We start from the raw sequence: 23,545 nt of genomic DNA on the forward strand, positions 1-23,545 counted from the left end.
AACATCCAGAACGAAAAAAGATAGACATGAATGGGGGCAAATGTACAAACATTTTTGAGCTGACAATCAAATTGTAAAAAATATGAGCACAAGAATACCGACCCCCAAAACCCTATTATACTGACACTTAACACAAGTCAGCAGGAAATTTAAAAGGTATTTTTAGCTAATGATTGTTAATGTCGATTTGCCAATTGATTCGTTTACTATTTTCGTCTCCAGATAAAACAGATCATTTATATGAAAATGAGTTTCCTAAAGTTCAATCTCTGCCTTCTTCTATTTCTGGTTGTTGCTGTTGTAGAACTGTCTGCACAATCATCGGAAAATAAAGTCAGATACAACTACCTTACCTATATACCCGCAAGCTACGATAGTACGAAAAGTGACTTATACCCGGTAATTATATACTTACACGGGCGATCTGTGTCTGGCTCTAACCTTAACCGAGTGAGAACCTACGGCTTACCTTTCTTTCTCGACCGCGGGAAAAAACTCGACTTTATTGTGATTGCACCGCAATGCCCCTGGGGAAAGAACTGGGCCAGCGAAAATTGGATGGATACCCTAATGACAGAACTAAATACCCAATACCGGGTTGACAACGACCGGATTTATCTCACCGGAATGAGTTTGGGCGGATTCGGTACCTGGGAGTTGGCCAACCGTTATCCAAACCGTTTTGCAGCCATTGCCCCCTTGTGTGGCGGTGGAAAAACCGAATGGGCTGAGAATCTTTTTCACATTCCAATCTGGGTATTTCATGGCGTTCAGGATCGATTGGTTCCTGTTCTTCGCTCCGATCAAATGGTAAACGCGATTAAAGAGCATGATTCGCTGATAAAATACTCCCGCCTTTCGGCGAAGGGCCACGACCTGCATCGGGTGTATGACGACAACGAACTTTACACCTGGCTTTCGCAGTTTACCCGTCGCCCATTAAACGAGGAAGATGAAAATTCGGTAAAACCAATCGAAAAAATCCAATTAGCCGGCCTGGATTTAGCCACTCCCGGCACCGAGGCGCTGAAGCTTTTTGAACCTCATAAAGCGGGTTCATTTTAGAACCGCTGCCATTTTCGACTGTTTGTTCCAATTCTTCGGACTACCGGTTCAAAACACGAAAGCGAACTTACATGCTCCTGCATCCGCTATTTGCCCAACCAGAACGGTTTTTTTTCTGAATTTTAACGTTCGTATACCCCTTCCTTTTTCAAACCAACCGAATATAATTTCCGCTCCTGGATAACTTCATTCTAATTCGAACGTATTAGCAGACAATACCATCTCTTATTCGGACGTCTAACATCCGAATAATCTGTCGATTACTTTTTATTTGAATACTTCACTTAAATTACACGATCTATGAAACTGCTAATATCAACCATGTTACTCCTAATCGGATTAACCAGCTGCACGTCTCAGAGCGAAAAGAAAGAACTGAATGATGAATCCTTAACTGAATTAGAATTGATTGAAAGAGGTCGTTATCTGGTTTCAAGCATTGGATGCGACGATTGCCACAGCCCGAAAATGATGACGGATCAGGGCTTGATTCCGGATCCGGCAACCCGTTTTGCCGGCCATATTGAAGGTGATCTCACCGCTAAAGTAAATAACGATGCTCTTGCAGACTGGGCTCTTTTTAACTTGAGCTTTACTGCAGCCGTCGGACCGTGGGGAATCTCCTATGCCGGAAACATCTCATCCGACGATTCGGGAATTGGAACCTGGACTGAAGAACAATTTGTCATGGCCATGCGCGAAGGTCAATTTAAAGGTCTTGCGGGAACGCGCAAACTGCTACCTCCGATGCCTTGGCAAAATTACGCCAACCTTTCCGACGAGGATCTGAAAGCAATGTATACCTACCTAAAAAGCACCAAACCAATCCGCAATGTGGTTCCACCTCCGGTGAGTCCGGAAGAGCTATTTAAATAATACGTCTCCTCCATTATCCGGACACTATTGATAGCGATCTGAATTGCGTACGACAGCAACGCGTTAAACCGGACGTATTTAGGATGGTAGGAACAGATCAAAAAGCCGATGAATTACCCACCCGAACCGTGCGAGAAATCGATTATAACCCATATTTCGTTCAACCTGTTAAGTTAGTGTCAATAAATATTCAAGCAAAGTAGCTGCTATCGAAATAAAACTATCTTTGCGCCACCAATTTTGGAGATTATATGCAGAAGATTAGAAACATCGCGATTATCGCGCACGTTGACCACGGGAAAACTACACTGGTCGACAAAATGATTTACTATTGTAACATCGTAAAGGCTCATGAAAAACATGACGACCTGATCCTTGATAATAATGACCTGGAACGCGAACGCGGAATTACAATTCTGGCAAAGAACGTTTCGGTGACTTACAAAGATATCAAGATTAACATTATTGACACCCCTGGCCACGCCGACTTTGGCGGAGAGGTTGAGCGTGTGTTGAATATGGCCGATGGTGTACTTTTGCTGGCCGATGCCTTTGAAGGTACAATGCCACAAACCCGATTTGTATTGTCGAAAGCCTTAGCGCTTGGACTTAAACCAATCGTTGTTGTTAATAAGGTTGACAAGCCAAACTGTCGCCCTGACGAAGTTCACGAACAGGTTTTCGACCTGATGTTTAGCTTGGATGCAACCGAAGAACAGTTGGATTTCCCAACCATCTACGGATCGGCAAAAGAAGGCTGGATGACCAATGATTTAGCCGTGAAGACTGACAGCATTGAGCCATTGCTTGACGCGATCCTGGAATATATTCCCGCTCCGAAAGAAAACATGGGGACACCCCAAATGCTGATTACTTCTTTGGATTACTCATCCTACGTTGGCCGTATTGCGATTGGCCGTATTCACCGTGGAGAGTTGAAAGAAGGCATGCAAGTTGCCCTGGCAAAACGCGACGGCTCGGTAAAACGTAGCCGGATTAAAGAAATCCATACATTCTCCGGCTTAGGTCGTCAGAAAGTGCAATCAATGCACGATGGTGACATTTGTGCCTTAGTTGGAATCGAAGGATTCGACATTGGCGATTCAATCTGCGATATTGAAAATCCGGAACCATTGGATCCGATTGCAGTAGACGAACCAACAATGAGCATGGTTTTCACCATCAATGATTCTCCATTCTTTGGTAAAGAAGGAAAATTTGTGACTTCACGTCACTTGAAAGACCGTTTGGAAAAAGAGCTGGAAAAAAACCTGGCTCTGCGCGTTCAACAATCTGAAACAGCCGACTCTTTTACTGTTTATGGTCGCGGTGTTCTTCACTTATCGGTTTTAATTGAAACCATGCGCCGTGAAGGATATGAAATTCAGGTTGGTCAACCTAAAGTGTTGTTCAAAGAAATTGGCGGCATCAAATGTGAGCCAATCGAAGAAATGCACGTTGACGTTCCGGACGAGTACAGCGGTAAAGTTGTAGAGATGGTAACGATCCGCAAAGGTGAAATGCAAAATATGGAACGCAAAGGCGACCGTATCCACCTGGAATTTTTGATTCCTTCACGTGGTATCATCGGCCTGCGTACCAACATGTTAACAGCAACAGCCGGTGAAGCTGTCATGACTCACCGATTTATTGAATACCAACCCATGAAAGGGACAATTGATGGCCGTAGCAACGGATCGTTGATTGCAAAAGAACCTGGAACAACATTCGCCTACGCACTTGGCAAGTTGCAGGATCGTGGTAAATTCTTCATTGAACCGGGTGCCGAGGTGTACGAAGGAATGGTTATTGGCGAAAATAGCCGTGCCGACGATATCGTGGTGAACGTAACTCAATCGAAAAAGCTGACTAACATGCGTGCGTCAGGATCTGACGATAAAGTTCGTTTAGCTCCCCCAACTGTATTCAGTCTGGAAGAAGCGCTCGAATACATTGGCAACGACGAATACCTGGAAGTAACGCCAAAGTCACTTCGTATGCGGAAAATTTGGCTGAAAGAAGCCGAACGCAAACGTGGCGGAAAAATCCTCTACTAATCGATAGTCAAGTACTGACAACGATCAGTACGCAAGATAAAAGCGATTAAAGTCTGCAAAATGACTTTAATCGCTTTCCTTTTTGTTCGTTTTCGAAAACCCAATTGAAGAAACGACGTACATAAAACTGTGGACTAAACGAAAGAACTGCATTTATGCAGCAATATTTATTCTGTGGTAACCTCTAAAAAAGCAGACCCGCCTGAGAGAATCAGACGGGTCTGTATTTTTACGCGTTATTATCGTCATCGATTTCGCCATCAGCTATCGGCGGATCATCGTCGAAATTAGCCTCATCATCCTCTTCACTTTCTTCAAATTCTTCAGAGGCCAACAAGTCATCAATTGATTCCTTTTGCGGGGCAACCGGTTTCAAATGTGGCGGAACTTGCTGCTTCTGGTCATCTGCAAAATAAGGGAACACATCAACGATATTACTCAAAGTCATCGATGTGGTGTGATAAGGAACCAAAATGTACGACAGACCTTCTTCGAGCCGCTGAAGCGCTTCTTTAAAATCGTCGGCAGCTACCAGGAAGTAGTTATTCACCTTCTTCTCTTTTCCCGCTTTCTCATCGATTGTTACAATGGCTATGCGCGCTTTGTACCAAAACTCCCCGCTTTCAGCCGGATAGATCTCAACGATATTTGATTTTTTGATGTTGTCAATCTGAAACTCACCACGGATAATCTGCTGCATTTGCTGAATAATCCGTGCTTCGGCATCGGTAAATGACACCGCGTCAACCAGGTACGACTCGCCCACTTTGCGTTCACGTCCATCCTGATCAACCTTCACATATTTAACTTTTACTTCGAACCAAGTTTGCATGTTATTCTTTTTTAATCAGCTCACAAAGATATTTTCTTTGTCGACTAAGCTCCCCTTTTTCAAGATTAATTATCCACAAAAATCCGGTTTTTAAGTTTTTCTGAGCAAATATATCGGTTGAAAAGTAGCTGAACAGCAGCCGTAAAGATTTGCCTACTCCTCAAGGTTCGTTAAATTAGTAGAATCAATCTGCAACGGACACAATTTCGCAACTTTAAGATTCAAGCCTATGATTATTGGAGTCCTAAAAGATGCCTTACCTGAACGCCGGGTGGCACTTCTGCCTGAAAACATCAAAATGCTCGTAGCCCGCAAGGCAAAGGTCGTACTTGAAAGCGGAGCCGGAACCGAAGCCTTTGCAACCGACAGTGAATTCACCGAAGCCGGAGCTGAAGTTCTGGCCCGTGAGCAAGTCATTGACAAAGCCGATCTGCTGGTTCTTGTGGGCGAACCGGAGCTCTCGCTCATTAAACAGCTTAAGAAAGGCCAGGTTTGGCTGAGTGAATACAAACCTCTGTGGAATAAGAATCTCGTCAAAGAATTTCAAAAAGCGGGCATCACCAGTTTCAGCATGGATGCTGTTCCCCGAACAACCCGGGCACAGGCCATGGATGTGCTATCGTCGATGGCCACCATTGCCGGGTACAAATCGGTGCTGGAAGCAGCCAATCACCTCCCCTCTTTCTTCCCCATGTTTATATCGGCTGCCGGAACCATCCGCCCGGCGAATGTGCTCATTCTGGGAGCCGGAGTTGCCGGATTGCAAGCCATTGCCATTGCCCGAAAATTAGGCGCGCAAGTCGAAGCATTCGATGTTCGGTCGGCAGTAAAAGAAGAGGTGATGAGTCTGGGGGCTCGTTTTGTCGAAGTTGAAGGGGCAACAGAAGATGCAGCGGCTGGAGGTTATGCCGTTGAGCAATCTGAAGCTTACAAGCGTAAGCAGCAGGAGGCAATCAACCGGCATGCAGCCAAAGCCAATGTGGTGATCTGCACCGCCCAGATCCCCGGGCGAAAAGCGCCGTTGCTTATTTCAAAGGACGTTGTAGCCAGCATGCAGCCAGGCTCTGTAATCATCGATTTAGCTTCGTCAACAGGTGGCAATTGCGAACTTAGCGAAGACAACAAACTGGTGGTAAAACATGGTGTCTCCATCATCGGCCAATCCAACTACGCAGCGCAAATGCCTAAAGATGCCAGCAAAATGTTTGGCAAAAATGTCAGTAATTTTCTTGAACTACTCATCGACGAAGAAGGAAACCTCAAACTTGATTTTGACGATGAGATCGTCAGAGGAACCTGCATCACCCACGAAGGTGAACTAATAAACGAACGTATTAAATCGGTAATCGACTAATCATGGAATCAGTACTTCAATTTTTCTTTACCTATAAGGAAGCCATTTTCATCATTGCCCTCTCCGTTTTTCTGGGCATTGAAGTAATCTCCAACGTACCTTCCGTTTTGCATACGCCACTCATGTCGGGAGCCAATGCCATCAGCGGAGTTATTATTATCGGCGGTATTATTTTAGTTGGACATGCCGACGCCGGCAAAATTTCGCTGGAGCTCATCCTCGGAATTCTCGCCATTTTGTTTGCCACCCTCAACGTAGTTGGTGGTTTTGTGGTGACCGATCGTATGCTCGAAATGTTCAAAAAGAAGAAAAAATAGGAGGCGGTATGGATCAAATAATCAGAACGCTAAATGGTACACCTTTTACCTTGGGCGAAACAATACTCGAACTAAGCTACCTGGTTGCTGCTCTTATGTTTGTGTTTGGACTAAAATTACTTAGCCACCCCGAAACAGCGCGCCGCGGAAATTTGTGGGCTGCTGCCGGTATGCTTCTGGGAATGCTGACAACCTTACTGCTTCACAAAACAGATAGTGGTCGGGCGATTCCTATGGCGAATGTCTGGATAATTTTGGCCGCGATTGGACTTGGCTCTGTCATTGGTTGGATTGTTGCCCGAAAAATTAAGATGACAGCCATGCCTCAATTGGTTTCACTCTATAATGCCACGGGTGGTGCAGCCTCCATGTTGGTTGCTTTGCTCGAATTTCCGAATGTCGACATGAGCCACAAAGGCTCAGTTTTAGTGACCTTGCTGGGCATGATCATCGGAGCTGTCGCATTCAGTGGTAGCATGATCGCATTTGGGAAACTGGATGGCAAAATTGGTGACATTCGTTCCGGATTGATGAAATATGTCAATATGCTGCTAATGGCCGTTACGTTCGGCCTGGCGACATGGATGCTTTTTTCGAACCAAACACCTTCTGCTCTCAATTGGGCCATCTATTTATTGATGGTACTTTCGTTACTTTACGGCATTCTGTTCGTGATGCCCATTGGCGGAGCCGACATGCCGGTCGTCATTTCATTACTGAATAGTTTTACGGGAATTGCTGCTGCCATGGCCGGATTTATTTACCACAACCAAGCCATGATTTTAGGTGGCATATTGGTTGGTGCTGCCGGAACAATCCTCACTGTTTTGATGTGTAAAGCTATGAATCGCTCACTTTTGAATGTAATCATCGGCGCTTTCGGTGGTGGAACTTCAGCGGCAACGACCGATCAGGGAGAGATGAAGGAAATGACACTCAGCGATGCTGCTGTATTAATGAGCTACTCCCAATCGGTGGTCATAGTTCCGGGATACGGCTTGGCGGTTGCTCAGGCTCAACATGTTTGCCACGAGCTGGACTCACTGCTGTCCAACAAAGGTGTCAATGTTCGCTATGCCATCCACCCCGTAGCCGGTCGAATGCCGGGCCATATGAATGTTTTGTTGGCTGAAGCCGATGTTCCCTATGGTCAATTAGTCGAAATGGAAACCATTAACCCGGACTTGCCCAACACTGATGTGGTGATTGTAATTGGAGCCAACGATGTGGTGAACCCGGCCGCGATAAACGATCCCGGAAGTCCAATTGCCGGAATGCCCATCATACGTGCGCATGAAGCAAAAAACATAATCGTTATGAAACGCGGACGCGGAAAAGGATATGCAGGCATTGAAAACGAACTTTTTTTTGGCGAAAAAACCCGATTGCTCTTTGGAAACGCGAAAGACACACTGCAAAAACTGGTGAGTGAAATAAAAAACTTATAGCTGAACTTTCAGTATCTGCCGGTGGTTTCATTCCAAACAACGCTTTTCCTCAAATACAAAGCTCTAACATTATGAGATGTACGATTCAAACACCAACAAATAAACTGGCGGACAGTATTGAATTTTATTCGCAGTTAAAGTTCGATTTAATCGACCTGAACAACATTGCAGCTTTCACCGACGGGAAGGTCATCATTGAAATCAACCCGGATCGATATGCAAGAGCAGGCATCAGAATCTTCGCCGAGAACTGGCGTTCGATCGCCAATGAACTGCAGGAAATAACCAATGTGATTCAGACCCAAACAGGCTTTCTATTGAGCGACACATCGGGATGCATGATTTACCTTGAAGAATGTGATGCGCCCCGGGGATACGATACAACAGCCGTGCAACCATCTGTACTGGGAAATTTCGCAGGATTAACGTTGGAAACTACTGACATTGAAAAGTCGCTGGCTATTTGGCTAAAAATCGGATTCAAGATACAACACAAATCCGCTACTCAGGGATGGATTAGCTTGATCAGCAAAGATGGATTTCCAGTCTCAATCTTAAAAGTTCTAAACTGCCCTCACCTCTTCTTTAACCCCTCGCTGAGTTACTTTAACGGCGAAAGCAACCCGGAAATCATTCAACAAATTCGCGAACTAAAGATTCCGATCACCGAGGAAATCACTGCCTTCAATGAAAAAGGTATTGTTGACAACATCATCATCCGCGACCCGGGAGGACTTGGATTCTTCATTTTCAACGACTAAAAACGGGCTGGAACCTATTAGTTCCAATCCCGAAAAAAGACAGTCTATTAATTCTCTCATTTCGTGAAAAGGCACATTTTGGGAGGGAACCTATCGACTTAAAAAGGAATGGTCGATCGCAGGCAAACAATCACAATTCCAGCGATCCTTACTAGGACAACATCATCTTAACAGATCCAACAGCTCACTTAGCTGTCGGTCTAGTCATTGCCACAGATTGTTTGTTCGGAGTTACGCCGGGAACGATTGGAATTGCCCTGTTGGCTTTGGCATTTATTTCCCTGTTACCCAAGGCGGTTCGTTTTGCCCAATTTAAGTCCTCTGGGGAATTGGCTTCCGCTTTCCAACGATGAATTTAATAGTAGGTCAAAACAAGAAGTGATCCGACCAAAGGTGGCCGGATCACTTGCTATTTATTTCAATTTTGTTCGTTAAACTTCAGAATCCTCATCTTCCTCCGAATCCTCTTTGGTGGCTATTTCAACGTCCTTTACCGGAATATTTTTTAAGGTCTCAACCAGAAAATCCCAGAACTTGGCAACCGATGGAATATTCACCTTCTCATCGGGCGAATGTGGAAAACGAATTGTAGGCCCAAAGGAGATCATATCCCAGTTTGGGTATGTTCCGCCCAAAATACCACACTCCAGGCCGGCATGAATCGCCTTAATTTCCGGCACTTTGCCATACTTTTTCTCATACGTAGCCAGCATTGTCTTAAGGATTGGAGACTCCATATTGGGGTTCCATCCCGGATAAGCTCCGCTAAACTTAACCTTGCCTCCCGCCAGAGAGAAAAGGGCTTTCATTCGATTTCCCAAATCGGCTTTAACGCTATCGACAGAGCTACGCATTAAAAACTGCAAACGAATTGTTTTGTGTTTGGCATCCGATTTCACTACAGCCAAATTGGTCGAGGTTTCCACCAATCCGGGCATGCCATCCGACATACGAATAACCCCATTTGGGCAGGCTAAAATTGATTTAGTCAGGTGAATTTGGGTACGTTTGTCAATTAATTTGGCAATGGCATCTTCAGGCTCCAACAGAATCTTCATGTCCGGTTCGGTCAACTCAAATTCTTTGCAAATGATTTTGGCTTCTTTTTTCACCAAACGGACAAGCTTTTCCCATTTTTTCTTTTTCACCGCGACAAGCCCAAATGCTTCGCGGGGGATGGCGTTGCGCAAACTACCTCCATCGATGCTAATTAAGCGGACACCACATTTTTCGTGTGCAATGTTTAGTAGGCGGAAAAAAACCTTATTGGCATTGGCGCGCTGCAAAATAATATCCATCCCGGAGTGACCTCCCTTCAGTCCTGTTACACTCAAGCGGCCTCCAATCAGATTCTTAGGCATCTCTTTCTTCTTATATTGAAATTCGACCGTTAAATCTTCGCCACCGGCACATCCCACATATAATTCACCTTCATCTTCTGAATCTGTGTTCAGCATAATTTCACCTTGCATAATGCCGGCTTTCAATCCTTCAGCACCGTCCATTCCCGTCTCTTCAGTCGCGGTAAATAGTGCCTCAATTGGCCCATGTTCCAGATTTTTTGCAGCTAAAACGGCCATAGCAGCAGCTGCTCCAATTCCATTATCGGCACCCAAGGTTGTCCCATTTGCTTTCACCCAATCTTCATCCACATAGGTTTCAATCGGGTCAGTCGCAAAATCGTGTTTCTTATCGCTGTTTTTTTGGGGCACCATATCCAAATGGGCTTGCAGTATTACCCCTTTGCGATCTTCAAACCCGGCAGTAGCAGGCTTTCGAATGATAATATTTCCACTATCATCTTTCAGCGTTTCCAACCCTAAATTCACGCCAAAATTGAAAACAAACTCCTGTACTTTTTCTTCGTAATGTGAAGGGCGCGGAATTTGTGTCAACGCATAAAAATTTTCCCATAGCGCTTTGGGTTCGAGATTACTGATTTCATTATTCATGGTATATGTTTTTTTTGATTTTTAATTTTATGTTCGAAGAATACCGGCAAAACAGGACCTTCACTAGTTAATCGGGAAATCGACTGGCTGAATTAAATCCATCACGCTCTGTTTTTTTTTCAAATAATTAATGAATACCTCTCCGAACTACAACAAATAAAACCAAGAACCGGGCATCCGGTTCAGTTTATTTTGCACCAATACTTTTTATGGCTCCGGTACTTGGGTGAAATTTTATGGAATACGAACCATCAAGCAATTCTTCCGGCACAGGCAAAACAGTTCCAAACTGGGCAATATCCAACCGCGTGAGCGCAATTAAACTGACCCCGTTCATTAAACGCAACTCGGCTTTCCCCGGCGTACGATAGTAAATACTACTTGAGCCTGCACCCGGAACATTCGACTTAAGCTTCGACTGAGCTGTGCTTAGCTCGTCTAATTTCTTCAGTTCTATTTGCATTGGTTTGCCTGTCAGGTCTGTTTTAGGCAAAACGCCTTTGCTTTCCGAAAAGCGAAACACCACTTCGCCTGAAACCGAATTCTCGCCGGGAATAAAATCGAAAGCGTAGTGATACGTTCCGGAGTAGGTTTTACCAATAAAAAGACCGACATATTCCTGCTCCAGCTTATCCAACTCTTCCACCATCACGCCATACGCTTCTCCATCAGGAAGTTGTTCATCATAGGCATTCGCCAACGTTTTAAACCGACGTTTTCTCAACTTTGTAATACTATGGGCTGCTTCTTCGGCTTTCATTTGCAATGATTTCGCGACAATGACATTGGCCCTGGCTGAATCAGGTTTTTCAAAAAACGGATTCATTGACAAATCGGTAAATGGAAAATCCGGTATTGGCTGATCTTCCAAAAACGTTGTCACCGGAGCATACGAACTGCCTATTTCTGCCGGAGCGTTTATTCCGGCCAATAAACCATCGGCAGTCAGACTCACCTGTGCTCCGATCAAACCTTTCGCTTTATAAGTTTGCTGAGGATCGGCTTCACTAAACGTCTCGATTTGCACATCGGTTATGTTCCACTTTTCACTATCGGCAGTCGGAGCATTCTTTAGTCCCAACAAGGCATCGGCATATTGAGCGTAAGGTCCGGCAATCAATTTTTCACGGGTTGCTGTAACATATATCCTGATTCCCGTACGTGGAAGGCTGTAGGCCATTCCATCAGTCATTACCGGAACAACATTTTTATCGGTTCGTTGCGCTTGGGATTGAAACGCCAATGCAATAAAAAGGAAGAGTAAACTAATTCTGACTTTCATGTTTTCTTGTTTTTATCATGCTTATTTCCAACTGGTAATTCTTTGCTGTGCCTCAACCAAAGCCACATTCAATTGCAGATTGAACAGAACGCATTGTTGAGCATCGGCAAGTTGCCCAAAAGTAGTGAATAGCCTGCCAAAAGTGCTAGAATTTTCTCTTAAAATTTGTTAGCACGAAACAGATAAATGAGCGAAAATCCAGGCTATCGAAAGTCTGGCACGCACCAACGACGATATTCTCGACTCAAACCACCGGAATAAAATCAAGACTTCAGGCTTAAAAACGCTTCTCCCAAACACTCGGTAATATCGCCCGACAATAGCGCTTCGGGGCCGCAGTATTCGGCTGCGATATCGCCTGCTCTTCCATGTAAAAAAACCGACAACAAAGCGGCATCTTTAGGAACGTATCCCTGAGCCAGCAAGCCCAGAATAACACCAGTAAGCACATCGCCGCTGCCAGCTGTAGCCATTCCATTGTTACCGGTTGTGTTGAAAAAAACTTCCCCATCAGGGAAACTTACAGCAGTGAATGCTCCTTTCAACACAACGATTACCCGATATCTTTCAGAAAAAGCACGTTGCTTTTCCAGTTGTTCATATGAATCGGCAGAGCTTCCGGCAAGGCGCTCGAACTCTTTTGGATGTGGAGTCAGAATGCAATTTTCAGGCAGTAACTCAAACCAATCGGGGTGCAGCGCCAATATATTAAGCGCATCGGCATCCAAAACCAATGCAGCGGGCTTTGCCAACAACAAGTTACGCAAAGCGCGCTGCGAGTTGCTTTTAGTACCCAAGCCAGGCCCAACTCCAACGGCTGAAAATGGCGCAAGGCTTGGAAATTCAGTAAACATTAAATCGGACGCGTCAATCGAGCACATTGCTTCGGGAACAGCAACTTGCAAGATTGGAAATCCGGAGTGAGGAACATGTGCCGTCAACAAACCAACACCGGAACGCAAGCAGGCCTTGGAAGCCAGAACAGCCGCCCCCATCTTCCCATAGGCGCCGGCAATCAACAAAGCATGACCAAAAGTGCCTTTGTGGGCAAAACGCGAACGTCTTTTTAGCAAGGACGCCACATCCGCCTGATCGCAAAAATAGAAAGGTGTTTGTGTTCGATCAATCGCTTCGGGGTGTAATCCGATAGGCAAAACCTCCCACCGTCCCAGAAATCGTTCGTTCTCGGCAAACAAAAAACTCAATTTCGGAAACTGAAAACTCAGCGTAAAATCCGCATGAACAATATTCAGCGAATTATTTCCCTTGTTGTTATCGCCAAACAAACCGCTGGGAATATCGATCGCAAGTTTTTCAGCCTTTGAGCTATTTAAATGGCGAACCAATGATGCTGCCAAACCTTCCAACGGCCGGTTCAAGCCCGACCCAAACAAGCCATCGACAATCAAATCCGCCCCTGCAATAAGCGGGAAATTGTCTTCGGAACGAAGAACAGAAACCTCAACTTTTTCTTGTTTTTGCAACCGTTCCAGGTTGATCGCGGGAGCACCTTTAAGCGGCTTTCCATAGTCGAGCAAAAAAAGTCGGCAAGCATAATCGTGGTCTGCCAATATACGGGCAATGGCCATGGCATCTCCTCCATTATTACCCGGGCCAGCAAAAAAGCAGAGTGTCCGTTCATTTGAGATTTGCCGAATCACCCAATTTACAATTTGAAGCGACGCCCGCTCCATTAAATCGATATCGGAGATCGGCTCATGCTGAATCGTGTATTGATCGAGTGAAGCGATTTGATTACTTGAAAATAGTTTATTCATCGTTCCGGAATATTTAAGCTTTTTGTAGACCTTACGTTCTCAGTTCATCAGTGCGATTAAGCATTAACTTGCGACTAAAAATGGACTACTTCTATCAAAATTCAGAAAAATATCTTTAAATCTGATCATTTTATCCTGTAAGAATATAAAAAGCATGACATCATTCAACAAATTACTGATCATTAATTAATATTTTTGAGCCTTTAAAAATAAATTTATCCTGAAATATGAGTTTAGATAAGAGCAAAGCATTCTTTGGGCATCCGATTGGTTTGTCTACACTGTTCGCCAGTGAAATGTGGGAACGGTTCAGCTACTACGGCATGAGAGCCTTATTGGTCCTTTTCCTGACGGCCACTTTTGCCTCGGGTGGATTCGAGATGGCCGAACTTGACGCATTTACCATCTATGGTATTTTCACCGGCTTGGTTTATGTAACCCCAATTATTGGCGGTATTTTGGCCGACAAAGTACTCGGACAACGTAAATCCATCTACATCGGTGGTATTACGATGGCAATCGGTCAGTTGCTGCTGGCTGCCAGTGCATGGCTTCACGGCGATGGAGCTGATGCCGGATTCCGTCAAACTTTGTTCTTTGCCGGCTTGGGTATCTTAATTGCCGGTAATGGATTCTTCAAACCAAACATTTCGACCATGGTGGGCGAATTGTACGACAACAACGACCCACGAAAAGACGGTGGTTTTACCATCTTCTACATGGGGATTAATATTGGCGCGTTTCTATCGCCTCTTGTTGCGGGGAAACTGGGAGAACAAGTTGCGTGGCAATATGGCTTCCTTTCAGCCGGAGTTGGAATGCTGATCGGTACACTTTGGTTCTTTTTCCGCAGTCATACCTTGGGCCATATTGGAATGCCACCGAAAGTTAAATCAGAACGCGTTCGTTTAGCCTTATCCGACTGGGGTAACATCCTGACCTATGTTGTCGGTGTTGTTGCACTGGTCTTCGCTATTATACTGGGATGGAATGCGCTGCCATCAGCCGTAAGCAAAACCATTATCTATGTTGTTGGAATAGCTGCTTTAGCCTACCTGGTTTCAAGTATTTTTAAAGGTACAACCGGAAAAACGGAATGGTCGCGGGTTGGCGTTATTCTGGTATTAGCTCTGTTCAACATTTTCTTCTGGAGTGGGTTCGAACAAGCTGGTACAACATTTAACATCTTTGCTCGCGACAATACCCAGCGAATGATTGGTAGCTGGGAAATTCCGGCAACCTGGTTTCAAAGTGTCAATGCCATTTACATTGTAATCTTTGCACCAATTTTCAGCATTTTATGGACCGTGCTGGACAAGAGAAAATTAAACCCGAACACCCCGATGAAGTTTGCCTGGGGAATGATTATGCTTGCTCTTGGCTTTGTTGTCATGGCAATTGCCTACACCAAATCAACGTCGGGTGATGAAGTTACATTGGTTAGCCCGCTTTGGTTGTGCTTCGTATTTCTGCTGCACACTTTTGGTGAGCTTTGCCTGTCTCCAATTGGCCTTTCAATGGTAACCAAACTATCTCCTCCCAAACTGGTTTCAACCATGATGGGTGTTTGGATGGGCTCTTTTGCTGCGGGTAACTTTGTTGCTTCTCAAATGAAAGCAATCTCGCTGCAACTTCAGGATGCCATAGGAACCGAAATCCAGGTATTCTGGCTAATTGCCATCCAATCTACCGTTATCGCGGTTATTTTGGTCATTCTTTCACCTTGGCTGAAACGAATGATGCACGGAATTAAATAAGCGACACACGATATAATACATCCTTCAGCCCGTCAATATTTTGGCGGGCTTTTTTGATGTCCCACCCACATATCGGTTTTACCAGCTGCTTTTATAGCTTAGCCAATATAACAAAGCAAGGCTGTTAACTGGGGACTTTCACCCACGCCAGAACACAAGGTCTTCAAATAAAATTCACAATACCGAACATAGATGCTCCAATGGTATTTAACCGAAAAATTAACAGACTGAAGGCTTTCCTGAGAAATTAATGTCACAAAAGATTCGATCGGCATTAAACTTTTTTCAGGCACCAGCGTTTATACAAACTGATTAGCAAATTTACAGGTCGCAAACAGTTTATGCGCCATAAGTTTTTCGAATCTTTTTCTTTAGAATTATAAAATAAACAAGGCAAATATTTTCAGTTTAAAATTTAATTGTCATATTTGCACGAAATCTTTTCAAGGATGACAAAATTTAGCACCATTTCTATTCTCGGTATTCTTCTCGGTATTCTACTCTGGATGCACGATTGAGAATGGTATGGGTGTATTTAATTATAAAAGATAACATAGAGCCATTCTCAGCAGAGAGTGGCTTTTTTGATGTATAAAAATAAGTAACAGATTATAAAACAAATCATTTCATCATGAGCGACAGATTGTACATTTTTGATACCACATTAAGAGATGGGGAGCAAGTCCCGGGGTGTCAGTTAAACACAGTTGAGAAGATTGAAGTGGCCAGAGCGTTGGAGGAATTAGGAGTTGACGTGATTGAAGCTGGATTCCCGATTTCAAGCCCGGGAGACTTCAAATCAGTTGTCGAAATTTCAAAAGCGGTGACCTGGCCAACCATTTGCGCCCTAACCCGTGCAGTAGAAAAAGATATTGATGTTGCCGCCGAATCTCTCAAATACGCCAAAAAAGGTCGTATTCACACCGGAATTGGAACCTCATTCTACCACATTCACCACAAACTCAACTCCAATCAGGATGAAATTATTGAGCGTGCTGTTCGTGCTGTAAAATATGCCAAAAGATATGTTGAAGACGTTGAGTTTTACGCTGAAGATGCGGGACGTACTGAAAACGAATATCTGGCCCGCGTAGTTGAAGCCGTTATTAAAGCGGGAGCGACTGTTGTGAACATTCCGGACACGACCGGCTACACCATGCCTTATGAGTTCGGCGAAAAAATTAAATACCTGATGGACAATGTGAAAGGAGTTCACAACGCCATCATTGCTACACACTGTCACAACGACTTGGGGATGGCTACTGCCAACACGATTTCGGGAATTATTAACGGTGCCCGCCAGGCTGAAGTTACCATCAACGGTATTGGCGAACGTGCCGGAAACACGTCGCTTGAAGAAGTGGTAATGACTCTGAAAAGCCGCTACAAAGTATTGGGAATTGACACCAATATCAATACGAAAAACATATACAAAACCAGCCGCATGGTTTCCAATCTGATGAATATGCCGGTGCAGCCAAACAAGGCGATTGTTGGACGTAACGCGTTCGCGCACTCTTCGGGTATTCACCAGGACGGGGTTTTGAAAAACCGCGAAAACTACGAGATTATCGACCCAGTGGAGGTTGGAATCAACGAATCGTCAATTGTACTGACTGCCCGTAGCGGACGCGCAGCCCTGAAACACCGCATGGAAGTGCTGGGATACGAACTGAACAAAGAGAAACTTGATGAAGTTTACGAGAAGTTTTTGGAACTGGCTGACAAGAAAAAAGATATTCGCGACGACGATGTTGTCTTATTGATTGACGACACCGAGAAAAAAGACCGCCGAATTAAACTGGATTTCTTACAAGTGGTAACCGGAAAAACCTTAACTCCAATGGCTTCAGTACGCCTGGATATCGCAGGTGAAAAATTCGACGCGACTGCTTCCGGCAACGGACCGGTTGACGCTGCAATCAGCGCGGTGAAGCAAATCGTGAAACGTCAGGTTGTTTTGGAAGAATTTCTGATTCAGGCAATCACCAAAGGAAGCGACGATATCGGCAAAGTTCATATGGAATTGGATTTCGATGGGGTAAAATATTACGGATTCGGAGCTCATACTGACATCATTACTGCATCGGTTGAAGCATTCTTAGATGCTGTAAATAAGATGAAAGTATAGTATTGTTGTCAAGTAAGAATTACATCAAATAAAAATAAATACTCTTGAGCGCTGCATCATTTCTGATGCAGCAACGATGAAAAAATAACTTTATGGAAGCTAAAACATTATTTGATAAAATATGGGATGCTCACGTAGTGAAGCAAGTTGAAGGTGGCCCAAATGTATTATATATCGACCGTCACTTTATCCATGAAGTGACCAGCCCTGTCGCATTTTTGGGCCTAAAAACCCGCGGACTGAAAGTGTTCCGCCCGGATCAAACCACAGCAACTCCCGACCATAACGTACCAACTATCAATCAAAATTTGAGCATCAAAGATGAGTTGTCGCGCAACCAGGTTGAAATGCTGAAGAAAAACTGCGAAGAAAGTGGCATCACACACTACGGCCTCGGAACCGATGGTCACGGCGTTGTGCACATTATCGGGCCTGAAATGGGCTTAACACAACCCGGAATGACGATCGTTTGCGGCGATAGTCACACGTCGACTCATGGTGCTTTCGGCGCTATTGCCTTCGGGATTGGCACCAGCGAGGTTGAAATGGTATTAGCCAGCCAGTGTATTATGCAGCCAAAACCTAAGAAAATGCGCATCACCGTTAACGGAACATTGAGCAAAGGGGTAACTGCTAAAGACATTGCACTTTATATTATCTCCAAAATTACAACCAGCGGTGGTACCGGACACTTTATCGAATACGCCGGCTCTGCGATTACAAGCCTGAGCATGGAAGGCCGCATGACGCTGTGCAACCTGAGTATTGAAAGTGGCGCCCGCGGCGGTATGATCGCCCCGGACGAGACCACCATCAACTACGTAAAAGGACGGCAGTTTGCGCCAAAAGGCGAAGCGTGGGACAAAGCCGTTGCATACTGGGAAACATTAAAATCGGACGAAGGTGCCAAATTCGACACCGAAATGACATTTGATGCTGCCGACATCGAACCGATGATCACCTATGGAACAAACCCGGGCATGGGCGTTGGCATCAGCCAAACCATCCCAACCGGGAACGATATGGAAGGAACCGACAAAACAACCTTCCTGAAATCATTGAAATATATGGATTTCACCCCTGGTGATGCGATGAAAGGTAAAAAAGTAGACTACGTCTTCCTGGGAAGCTGTACGAATGGTCGTATCGAAGACTTCCGCGCTTTCGCCGAATTCGTGAAAGGCAAACAAAAAGCTGACAATGTTATCGTTTGGCTGGTTCCGGGTTCTAAAGCTGTTGAATCAGAAATTATTGCTGAAGGATTGGATAAAATCTTCGAAGCAGCCGGAATGGCTTTACGCCAACCGGGATGTTCAGCTTGTTTGGCTATGAATGATGATAAAATTCCTGAAGGAAAATACTCCGTATCTACTTCAAACCGGAATTTCGAAGGTCGCCAGGGACCGGGAGCCCGCACCTTGCTGGCAAGCCCGCTTACTGCAGCAGCAGCAGCAATTACCGGAGTAATTACCGACCCACGCGAATTTTTGTAGAAGATTAGAGTTTTATAAAAAATCATTCTAAACCCTAATCGTCTTTTATTCTAACATTCTAATATTGAGACATGGCTTACGATAAATTTTCAAAAATAGTATCTCCGGCTGTTCCACTGCCGATTGAAAACGTGGATACTGACCAGATTATTCCGGCACGATTCCTTAAAGCTGTTGAACGCAAAGGATTTGGTGACAACCTGTTCCGCGACTGGCGTTACGACAAAAGCAACCAACCGATTGCAGATTTTCCGCTGAACGATGCGAAGTATCGTGGCAAAATTTTGGTTGGCGCAAAAAACTTTGGAAGCGGATCGAGTCGGGAACACGCTGCCTGGGCCATTTATGATTATGGCTTCCGTGTCGTTGTTTCCAGCTTTTTTGCCGACATTTTCAAAGGAAATGCACTCAACAACGGGCTACTTCCGGTCGTGGTTAGCCCTGCTTTTCTGGAAAAAATATTTGCAGCAACCGAAGCGGATCCGAAAGCGGAATTCGAAGTCGATCTCCCCAGCCAAACCTTTACGATTAAAGCAACCGGAGAGTCTGAAACATTCGATATAAACCCCTACAAGAAGCATTGCCTGCAAAACGGGCTCGACGATATCGATTATCTTGTCAGCCTGAAAGACCAGATCACTGCATTTGAAAAATAATGCTCCCAAAAGCAGAGATACCCCCATTAAACTTGTGGCAATCTCTGCTTTTCTATTCCAAATTGGCTTTAGGCACGCCAATTTGAACAATGTTAATTGAAGGCATAACGGAAAAACACACAAACACGATGGTAAAATCAGTCGCAATTGACAAGCGTCAACTTCAGATTATGGACACCACCTTGCGCGATGGTGAGCAAACTTCAGGTGTATCATTTTCCGATACAGAGAAACTCAGCGTGGCCAAAGTGCTATTGGAAGACGTGAAAGTTGACCGGATTGAAATTGCCTCAGCGAGGGTTTCTGAAGGCGAATTCAAGGCAGCCCAACGAATCATGCAATGGGGAGCGGAAAAAGGTCATCTAAACCGACTCGAAATCCTGGGATTCGTTGATGGGAAGACCTCTCTGGACTGGATTCACCGGGCCGGAGGCAAAGTAATCAACCTATTGTGCAAGGGGTCGTTAAACCACGTGACTCACCAGTTGCGAAAGACTCCTGAAGAGCATATCGCCGATATTCAAAAATCAATTGACTACGCAACTGAACTGGGAATAACGGTCAACGTCTATCTGGAAGATTGGTCAAACGGAATGCGTAACTCCAGAGAGTATGTCCATTTCATGATTTCGAAACTGAAAGACATGAATATACAGCGGATCATGCTGCCCGACACCCTTGGAATTCTGGATCCGGACGAAACTTACGACTTCTGTAAAGAAATGATTGACTCCTACCCGGATGTCAAATTTGATTTCCATGCGCACAACGACTACGATTTGGCTATTGCCAACGTCTTTCACGCTCTTAAAGCCGGAATTGATTGCGTGCACACCACCGTAAATGGCTTGGGCGAACGCGCGGGGAATGCCCCCTTATCGAGTGTAATCGCGACTGTGAAGGATCACATGGGCATGAAAACCAAGGTGAACGAAAGTATGCTGAATCGTGTCTCCAAAATAGTGGAAAGCTTTTCAGGCATTCGTATTCCAACCAACAAACCGCTGATTGGTGAGTTTGTGTTCACGCAATGCAGCGGCATCCATGCCGATGGTGACAACAAGAAAAACTTATACTTCAACGACTTGCTTCCGGAACGTTTTGGTCGTATTCGCAGTTATGCGCTGGGCAAAACCTCGGGGAAAGCCAACATAAAAGCAAACCTTGAAGACCTTGGAATTGAACTAAGCCCGGACGCGCTGAAAAAGGTTACAGACCGCATTATTGAACTGGCCGACCACAAAGAAACTGTTACCGCAGAGGATCTCCCCTATATCGTGGCCGATGTTTTGCAGGAAAGCGTTGAGCAACGCATTTTCATTAACAACTACGCCCTAACGCATGCGATGGGTCTGCGCCCCTCTGCAATGGTTAGTATCAACATAAACGGAAAATCATACGAAGCCTTTTCCTCGGGCGATGGTTTGTACGACGCGTTTATGAAAGCGGTAAAAAGTGTCTACAAAAAGTTGAAGAAACCGTTCCCGACCCTGTTGGATTATTCGGTCACCATCCCCCCAGGTGGGCATACCGATGCTCTGGTTGAAACCGTTATCCTTTGGGAGTTAGACCGGGAATTCAAAACGCGCGGATTGGCACCCGATCAAACAGCGGCTGCTATCAAAGCAACAATGCGTATGCTCAACTTACTGGAGCATACTGTAAACGATAAAGTTGAATAATTCGAAAAATATACTTGAAACACCGATAAAGATGAAGTTAAAATTAGCTGTTCTCCCCGGAGACGGAATTGGCCCCGAGATTGTTGATCAGGCCATGAAATCAGTAAAAGCAATCGCTAAAAAATTCAACCATGAATTGGAATTTGAGTTTGCGCTAACCGGTGCAACTGCAATCGATCAGCTTGGTGAACCATATCCTGACACGACTCACGAGGTTTGTATGAAAGCCGACGCGGTTCTTTTTGGTGCAATTGGCGATCCTAAATTCGACAATAATCCCAAAGCAACCGTTCGTCCGGAACAAGGACTTTTGTTGATGCGCAAGAAATTAGGCCTATATGCCAACATTCGTCCGGTTGAAACATTCGAGTCATTGCTGCATAAATCACCCCTGCGCCGCGAATTGGTTGAAGGAGCTGACTTTGTGGCCATCCGTGAGCTGACCGGTGGCATTTACTTCGGAGAAAAAGGCCGGAAAGATAATGGCAATACTGCTTTCGACACGTGCACCTACACGCGCGAAGAGGTTGAACGTATTCTTAAACTAGGATATGAATTCGCCGGTAAAAGAAACAAGAAATTAACCGTGGTAGACAAAGCCAACGTTTTGGAGAGCTCCCGCCTGTGGCGTGAAGTAGCTCAGGAAATGGCGCCAAACTACCCGGACATCACCACTGAATATATGTTTGTTGATAATGCCGCGATGCAGATTATTCAATGGCCGAAGAACTTCGATGTTATGGTTACCGAAAATATGTTTGGTGATATTCTGACTGACGAGGCCAGCGTAATAACGGGTTCACTAGGCTTGTTACCATCTGCTTCAATGGGTATTCACACATCTGTGTTCGAACCAATTCACGGTTCTTACCCACAAGCTGCAGGTAAAAATATCGCGAACCCTATTGCAACAATCCTTTCTGCTGCTATGATGTTTGAATACGCCTTCAACCTAATGGACGAAGGAAAACTAATTCGCGATGCTGTTGCGGCTTCGATGGCTGAAGGAATTGTTACCGTTGATATTGCTGAAGGAAAATCGTATAGCACATCGGAAGTAGGCGACTGGATCGCCGGCTGGATTGCAAAAGCGTAAATTGTTCCATCGAAAACACAGAAGAGGCTATCCGAAAGGGTAGCCTCTTTTATAGCATTCAGGTTGATTCGTAAACTCTCACCTATGCTTTGCTAGATTGCAAATTCATGTATTTTATTGCCAAATGGATATCTCTGTAGCCAAACGCCTTTTTTTAGCCTTCGTTCAATCCCTGGGTTATTTGTTTCTATTTATTGTGTTCGGGCTTTTTTTGGACAGCTATTTCATGCCAGATATTTACGTCCCCAAACAGCATTTAGCAACCATTGTCATGCTACTCGCTTTTGCCTTTTTATATTACCGATCGGGTTCAAGAAGCAGAGAGCAAATGTTTTATGCGGTAATTATCGGGTTTCTGGGCGAATATTTGTTTTCCATTGCTCTGGGGATGTACACCTACCGATTGGGCAATGTGCCGCATTATGTACCTCTGGGACATGCCATTGTCCTAGTCGCAACGATGAATTTTTGCAAAAAACCAATTGTTAAAACGTATCGTAAACAACTTGAAAAAATACTCGCTTTTTTTATTGTTGCTTACTCCACCCTTTTCTTGATTTTCGCGCAAGATGTATTCGGTTTTTTGATGTCATTAGCCGTGATCTACCTTCTTCGGAATAAACCGCGAGAACGTTTATTCTACTTTAGCATGTATTTGGTGGTTGCTTTTTTGGAAATAGTAGGAACAACTTATAAATGTTGGAGTTGGCCAGAGACGGCCTATGGTGTTATTCCATTTTTAAAGAGTGCAAACCCGCCCAGCGGCATCAGTTTATTTTACTTTTTGCTCGATCTGGGCTGTCTATGGTTTTATAAAAAACGAAATTTAATGGCTTGGAAAAGGATGAAAAGTATTCGAATAATAGCGACGCAAAACGTTGTCTCATAAATTGGCATGTTAAAAATCGCCGACAACCAACATTCACGTATACAAAACCTTAGGCAACAAAAAAGGCAGAACGAATGCCCTGCCTTCTTAAATTCAATTTAAGACCTATATTTAGTATC

18 protein-coding genes are annotated in these 23,545 nt (G+C 44.6%); 14 read left to right on the forward strand and 4 right to left on the reverse strand.

All coding sequences use genetic code 11. The features are described from left to right. The first annotated feature begins 240 nt into the window (after positions 1 to 240). The 3 genes from ABZD21_RS10465 to typA all read left to right on the forward strand — a co-directional run bounded on the left by ABZD21_RS10465 (position 241) and on the right by typA (position 3,998). The gene (locus tag ABZD21_RS10465; protein ID WP_372774931.1) at positions 241 to 1,065 is read left to right on the forward strand and encodes an alpha/beta hydrolase-fold protein; all 825 of its coding nucleotides are present in this window, start codon (positions 241 to 243) and stop codon (positions 1,063 to 1,065) included. 300 nt (positions 1,066 to 1,365) lie between these two features. Next, the gene (locus ABZD21_RS10470; RefSeq protein ID WP_372774932.1) at positions 1,366 to 1,941 is read left to right on the forward strand and encodes a hypothetical protein; all 576 of its coding nucleotides are present in this window, start codon (positions 1,366 to 1,368) and stop codon (positions 1,939 to 1,941) included. 251 nt (positions 1,942 to 2,192) lie between these two features. Beyond that, positions 2,193 to 3,998 (forward strand): translational GTPase TypA, encoded by a 1,806-nt coding sequence (gene typA, locus ABZD21_RS10475; protein WP_372774933.1) that lies wholly within the window; start codon positions 2,193 to 2,195, stop codon positions 3,996 to 3,998. Positions 3,999 to 4,227: 229 nt separating this feature from the next. Here the strand turns inward: typA and ABZD21_RS10480 are convergent, their stop codons facing one another. Next, positions 4,228 to 4,830 (reverse strand): DUF4494 domain-containing protein, encoded by a 603-nt coding sequence (locus ABZD21_RS10480; protein WP_372774934.1) that lies wholly within the window; start codon positions 4,828 to 4,830, stop codon positions 4,228 to 4,230. Positions 4,831 to 5,059: 229 nt separating this feature from the next. Between ABZD21_RS10480 and ABZD21_RS10485 the strand changes: the two genes are divergently transcribed. The 4 genes from ABZD21_RS10485 to ABZD21_RS10500 all read left to right on the forward strand — a co-directional run bounded on the left by ABZD21_RS10485 (position 5,060) and on the right by ABZD21_RS10500 (position 8,710). Continuing rightward, on the forward strand, positions 5,060 to 6,184 hold the full coding sequence (locus ABZD21_RS10485; protein WP_372774935.1) for a Re/Si-specific NAD(P)(+) transhydrogenase subunit alpha: 1,125 nt from the start codon (positions 5,060 to 5,062) through the stop codon (positions 6,182 to 6,184). A gap of 2 nt (positions 6,185 to 6,186) precedes the next feature. Next, positions 6,187 to 6,501, forward strand: coding sequence for an NAD(P) transhydrogenase subunit alpha (locus ABZD21_RS10490; protein ID WP_372774936.1), 315 nt, complete (start codon positions 6,187 to 6,189; stop codon positions 6,499 to 6,501). Between the two features lie 8 nt (positions 6,502 to 6,509). Continuing rightward, positions 6,510 to 7,949: an NAD(P)(+) transhydrogenase (Re/Si-specific) subunit beta gene (locus tag ABZD21_RS10495; RefSeq protein WP_372774937.1), complete on the forward strand. Its 1,440-nt coding sequence runs from the start codon at positions 6,510 to 6,512 to the stop codon at positions 7,947 to 7,949. Between the two features lie 71 nt (positions 7,950 to 8,020). Beyond that, complete coding sequence (locus ABZD21_RS10500) at positions 8,021 to 8,710, forward strand: hypothetical protein (RefSeq protein ID WP_372774938.1); 690 nt, start codon at positions 8,021 to 8,023, stop codon at positions 8,708 to 8,710. Positions 8,711 to 9,141: 431 nt separating this feature from the next. On the opposite strand, the gene ABZD21_RS10505 is transcribed toward ABZD21_RS10500, so the two are convergent. From ABZD21_RS10505 to ABZD21_RS10515, 3 genes are all read right to left on the reverse strand, one after another. Continuing rightward, entirely contained in the window at positions 9,142 to 10,662 is a 1,521-nt protein-coding gene (locus tag ABZD21_RS10505; RefSeq protein WP_372774939.1) for an aminoacyl-histidine dipeptidase, read from the reverse strand. A gap of 187 nt (positions 10,663 to 10,849) precedes the next feature. Beyond that, positions 10,850 to 11,944: a DUF4831 family protein gene (locus tag ABZD21_RS10510; protein ID WP_372774940.1), complete on the reverse strand. Its 1,095-nt coding sequence runs from the start codon at positions 11,942 to 11,944 to the stop codon at positions 10,850 to 10,852. Positions 11,945 to 12,207: 263 nt separating this feature from the next. Continuing rightward, positions 12,208 to 13,722 carry an NAD(P)H-hydrate dehydratase gene (locus ABZD21_RS10515; RefSeq protein WP_372774941.1) on the reverse strand — a complete coding sequence of 505 codons (1,515 nt, stop codon included), beginning with the start codon at positions 13,720 to 13,722 and terminating at the stop codon, positions 12,208 to 12,210. Positions 13,723 to 13,949: 227 nt separating this feature from the next. On the opposite strand from ABZD21_RS10515, the gene ABZD21_RS10520 reads away from it, so the two are divergent. The 7 genes from ABZD21_RS10520 to ABZD21_RS10550 all read left to right on the forward strand — a co-directional run bounded on the left by ABZD21_RS10520 (position 13,950) and on the right by ABZD21_RS10550 (position 23,426). Beyond that, positions 13,950 to 15,479, forward strand: a complete 1,530-nt coding sequence (locus tag ABZD21_RS10520; protein ID WP_372774942.1) for a peptide MFS transporter — start codon at positions 13,950 to 13,952, stop codon at positions 15,477 to 15,479. Positions 15,480 to 16,110: 631 nt separating this feature from the next. Continuing rightward, complete coding sequence (locus ABZD21_RS10525) at positions 16,111 to 17,610, forward strand: 2-isopropylmalate synthase (protein ID WP_372774943.1); 1,500 nt, start codon at positions 16,111 to 16,113, stop codon at positions 17,608 to 17,610. Positions 17,611 to 17,702: 92 nt separating this feature from the next. Further along, positions 17,703 to 19,103: a 3-isopropylmalate dehydratase large subunit gene (leuC, locus tag ABZD21_RS10530; RefSeq protein WP_372774944.1), complete on the forward strand. Its 1,401-nt coding sequence runs from the start codon at positions 17,703 to 17,705 to the stop codon at positions 19,101 to 19,103. 71 nt (positions 19,104 to 19,174) lie between these two features. After that, positions 19,175 to 19,759 carry a 3-isopropylmalate dehydratase small subunit gene (gene leuD, locus ABZD21_RS10535; RefSeq protein WP_372774945.1) on the forward strand — a complete coding sequence of 195 codons (585 nt, stop codon included), beginning with the start codon at positions 19,175 to 19,177 and terminating at the stop codon, positions 19,757 to 19,759. Between the two features lie 128 nt (positions 19,760 to 19,887). After that, on the forward strand, positions 19,888 to 21,441 hold the full coding sequence (locus tag ABZD21_RS10540; RefSeq protein WP_372774946.1) for an alpha-isopropylmalate synthase regulatory domain-containing protein: 1,554 nt from the start codon (positions 19,888 to 19,890) through the stop codon (positions 21,439 to 21,441). Positions 21,442 to 21,472: 31 nt separating this feature from the next. Continuing rightward, positions 21,473 to 22,537, forward strand: coding sequence for a 3-isopropylmalate dehydrogenase (gene leuB / locus ABZD21_RS10545; RefSeq protein WP_372774947.1), 1,065 nt, complete (start codon positions 21,473 to 21,475; stop codon positions 22,535 to 22,537). A gap of 124 nt (positions 22,538 to 22,661) precedes the next feature. Then, positions 22,662 to 23,426: a hypothetical protein gene (locus tag ABZD21_RS10550; protein ID WP_372774948.1), complete on the forward strand. Its 765-nt coding sequence runs from the start codon at positions 22,662 to 22,664 to the stop codon at positions 23,424 to 23,426. Positions 23,427 to 23,545 lie beyond the last annotated feature (119 nt).

This window comes from Mangrovibacterium sp. (genome assembly GCF_041596335.1).
GTDB lineage: Bacteria > Bacteroidota > Bacteroidia > Bacteroidales > Prolixibacteraceae > Mangrovibacterium.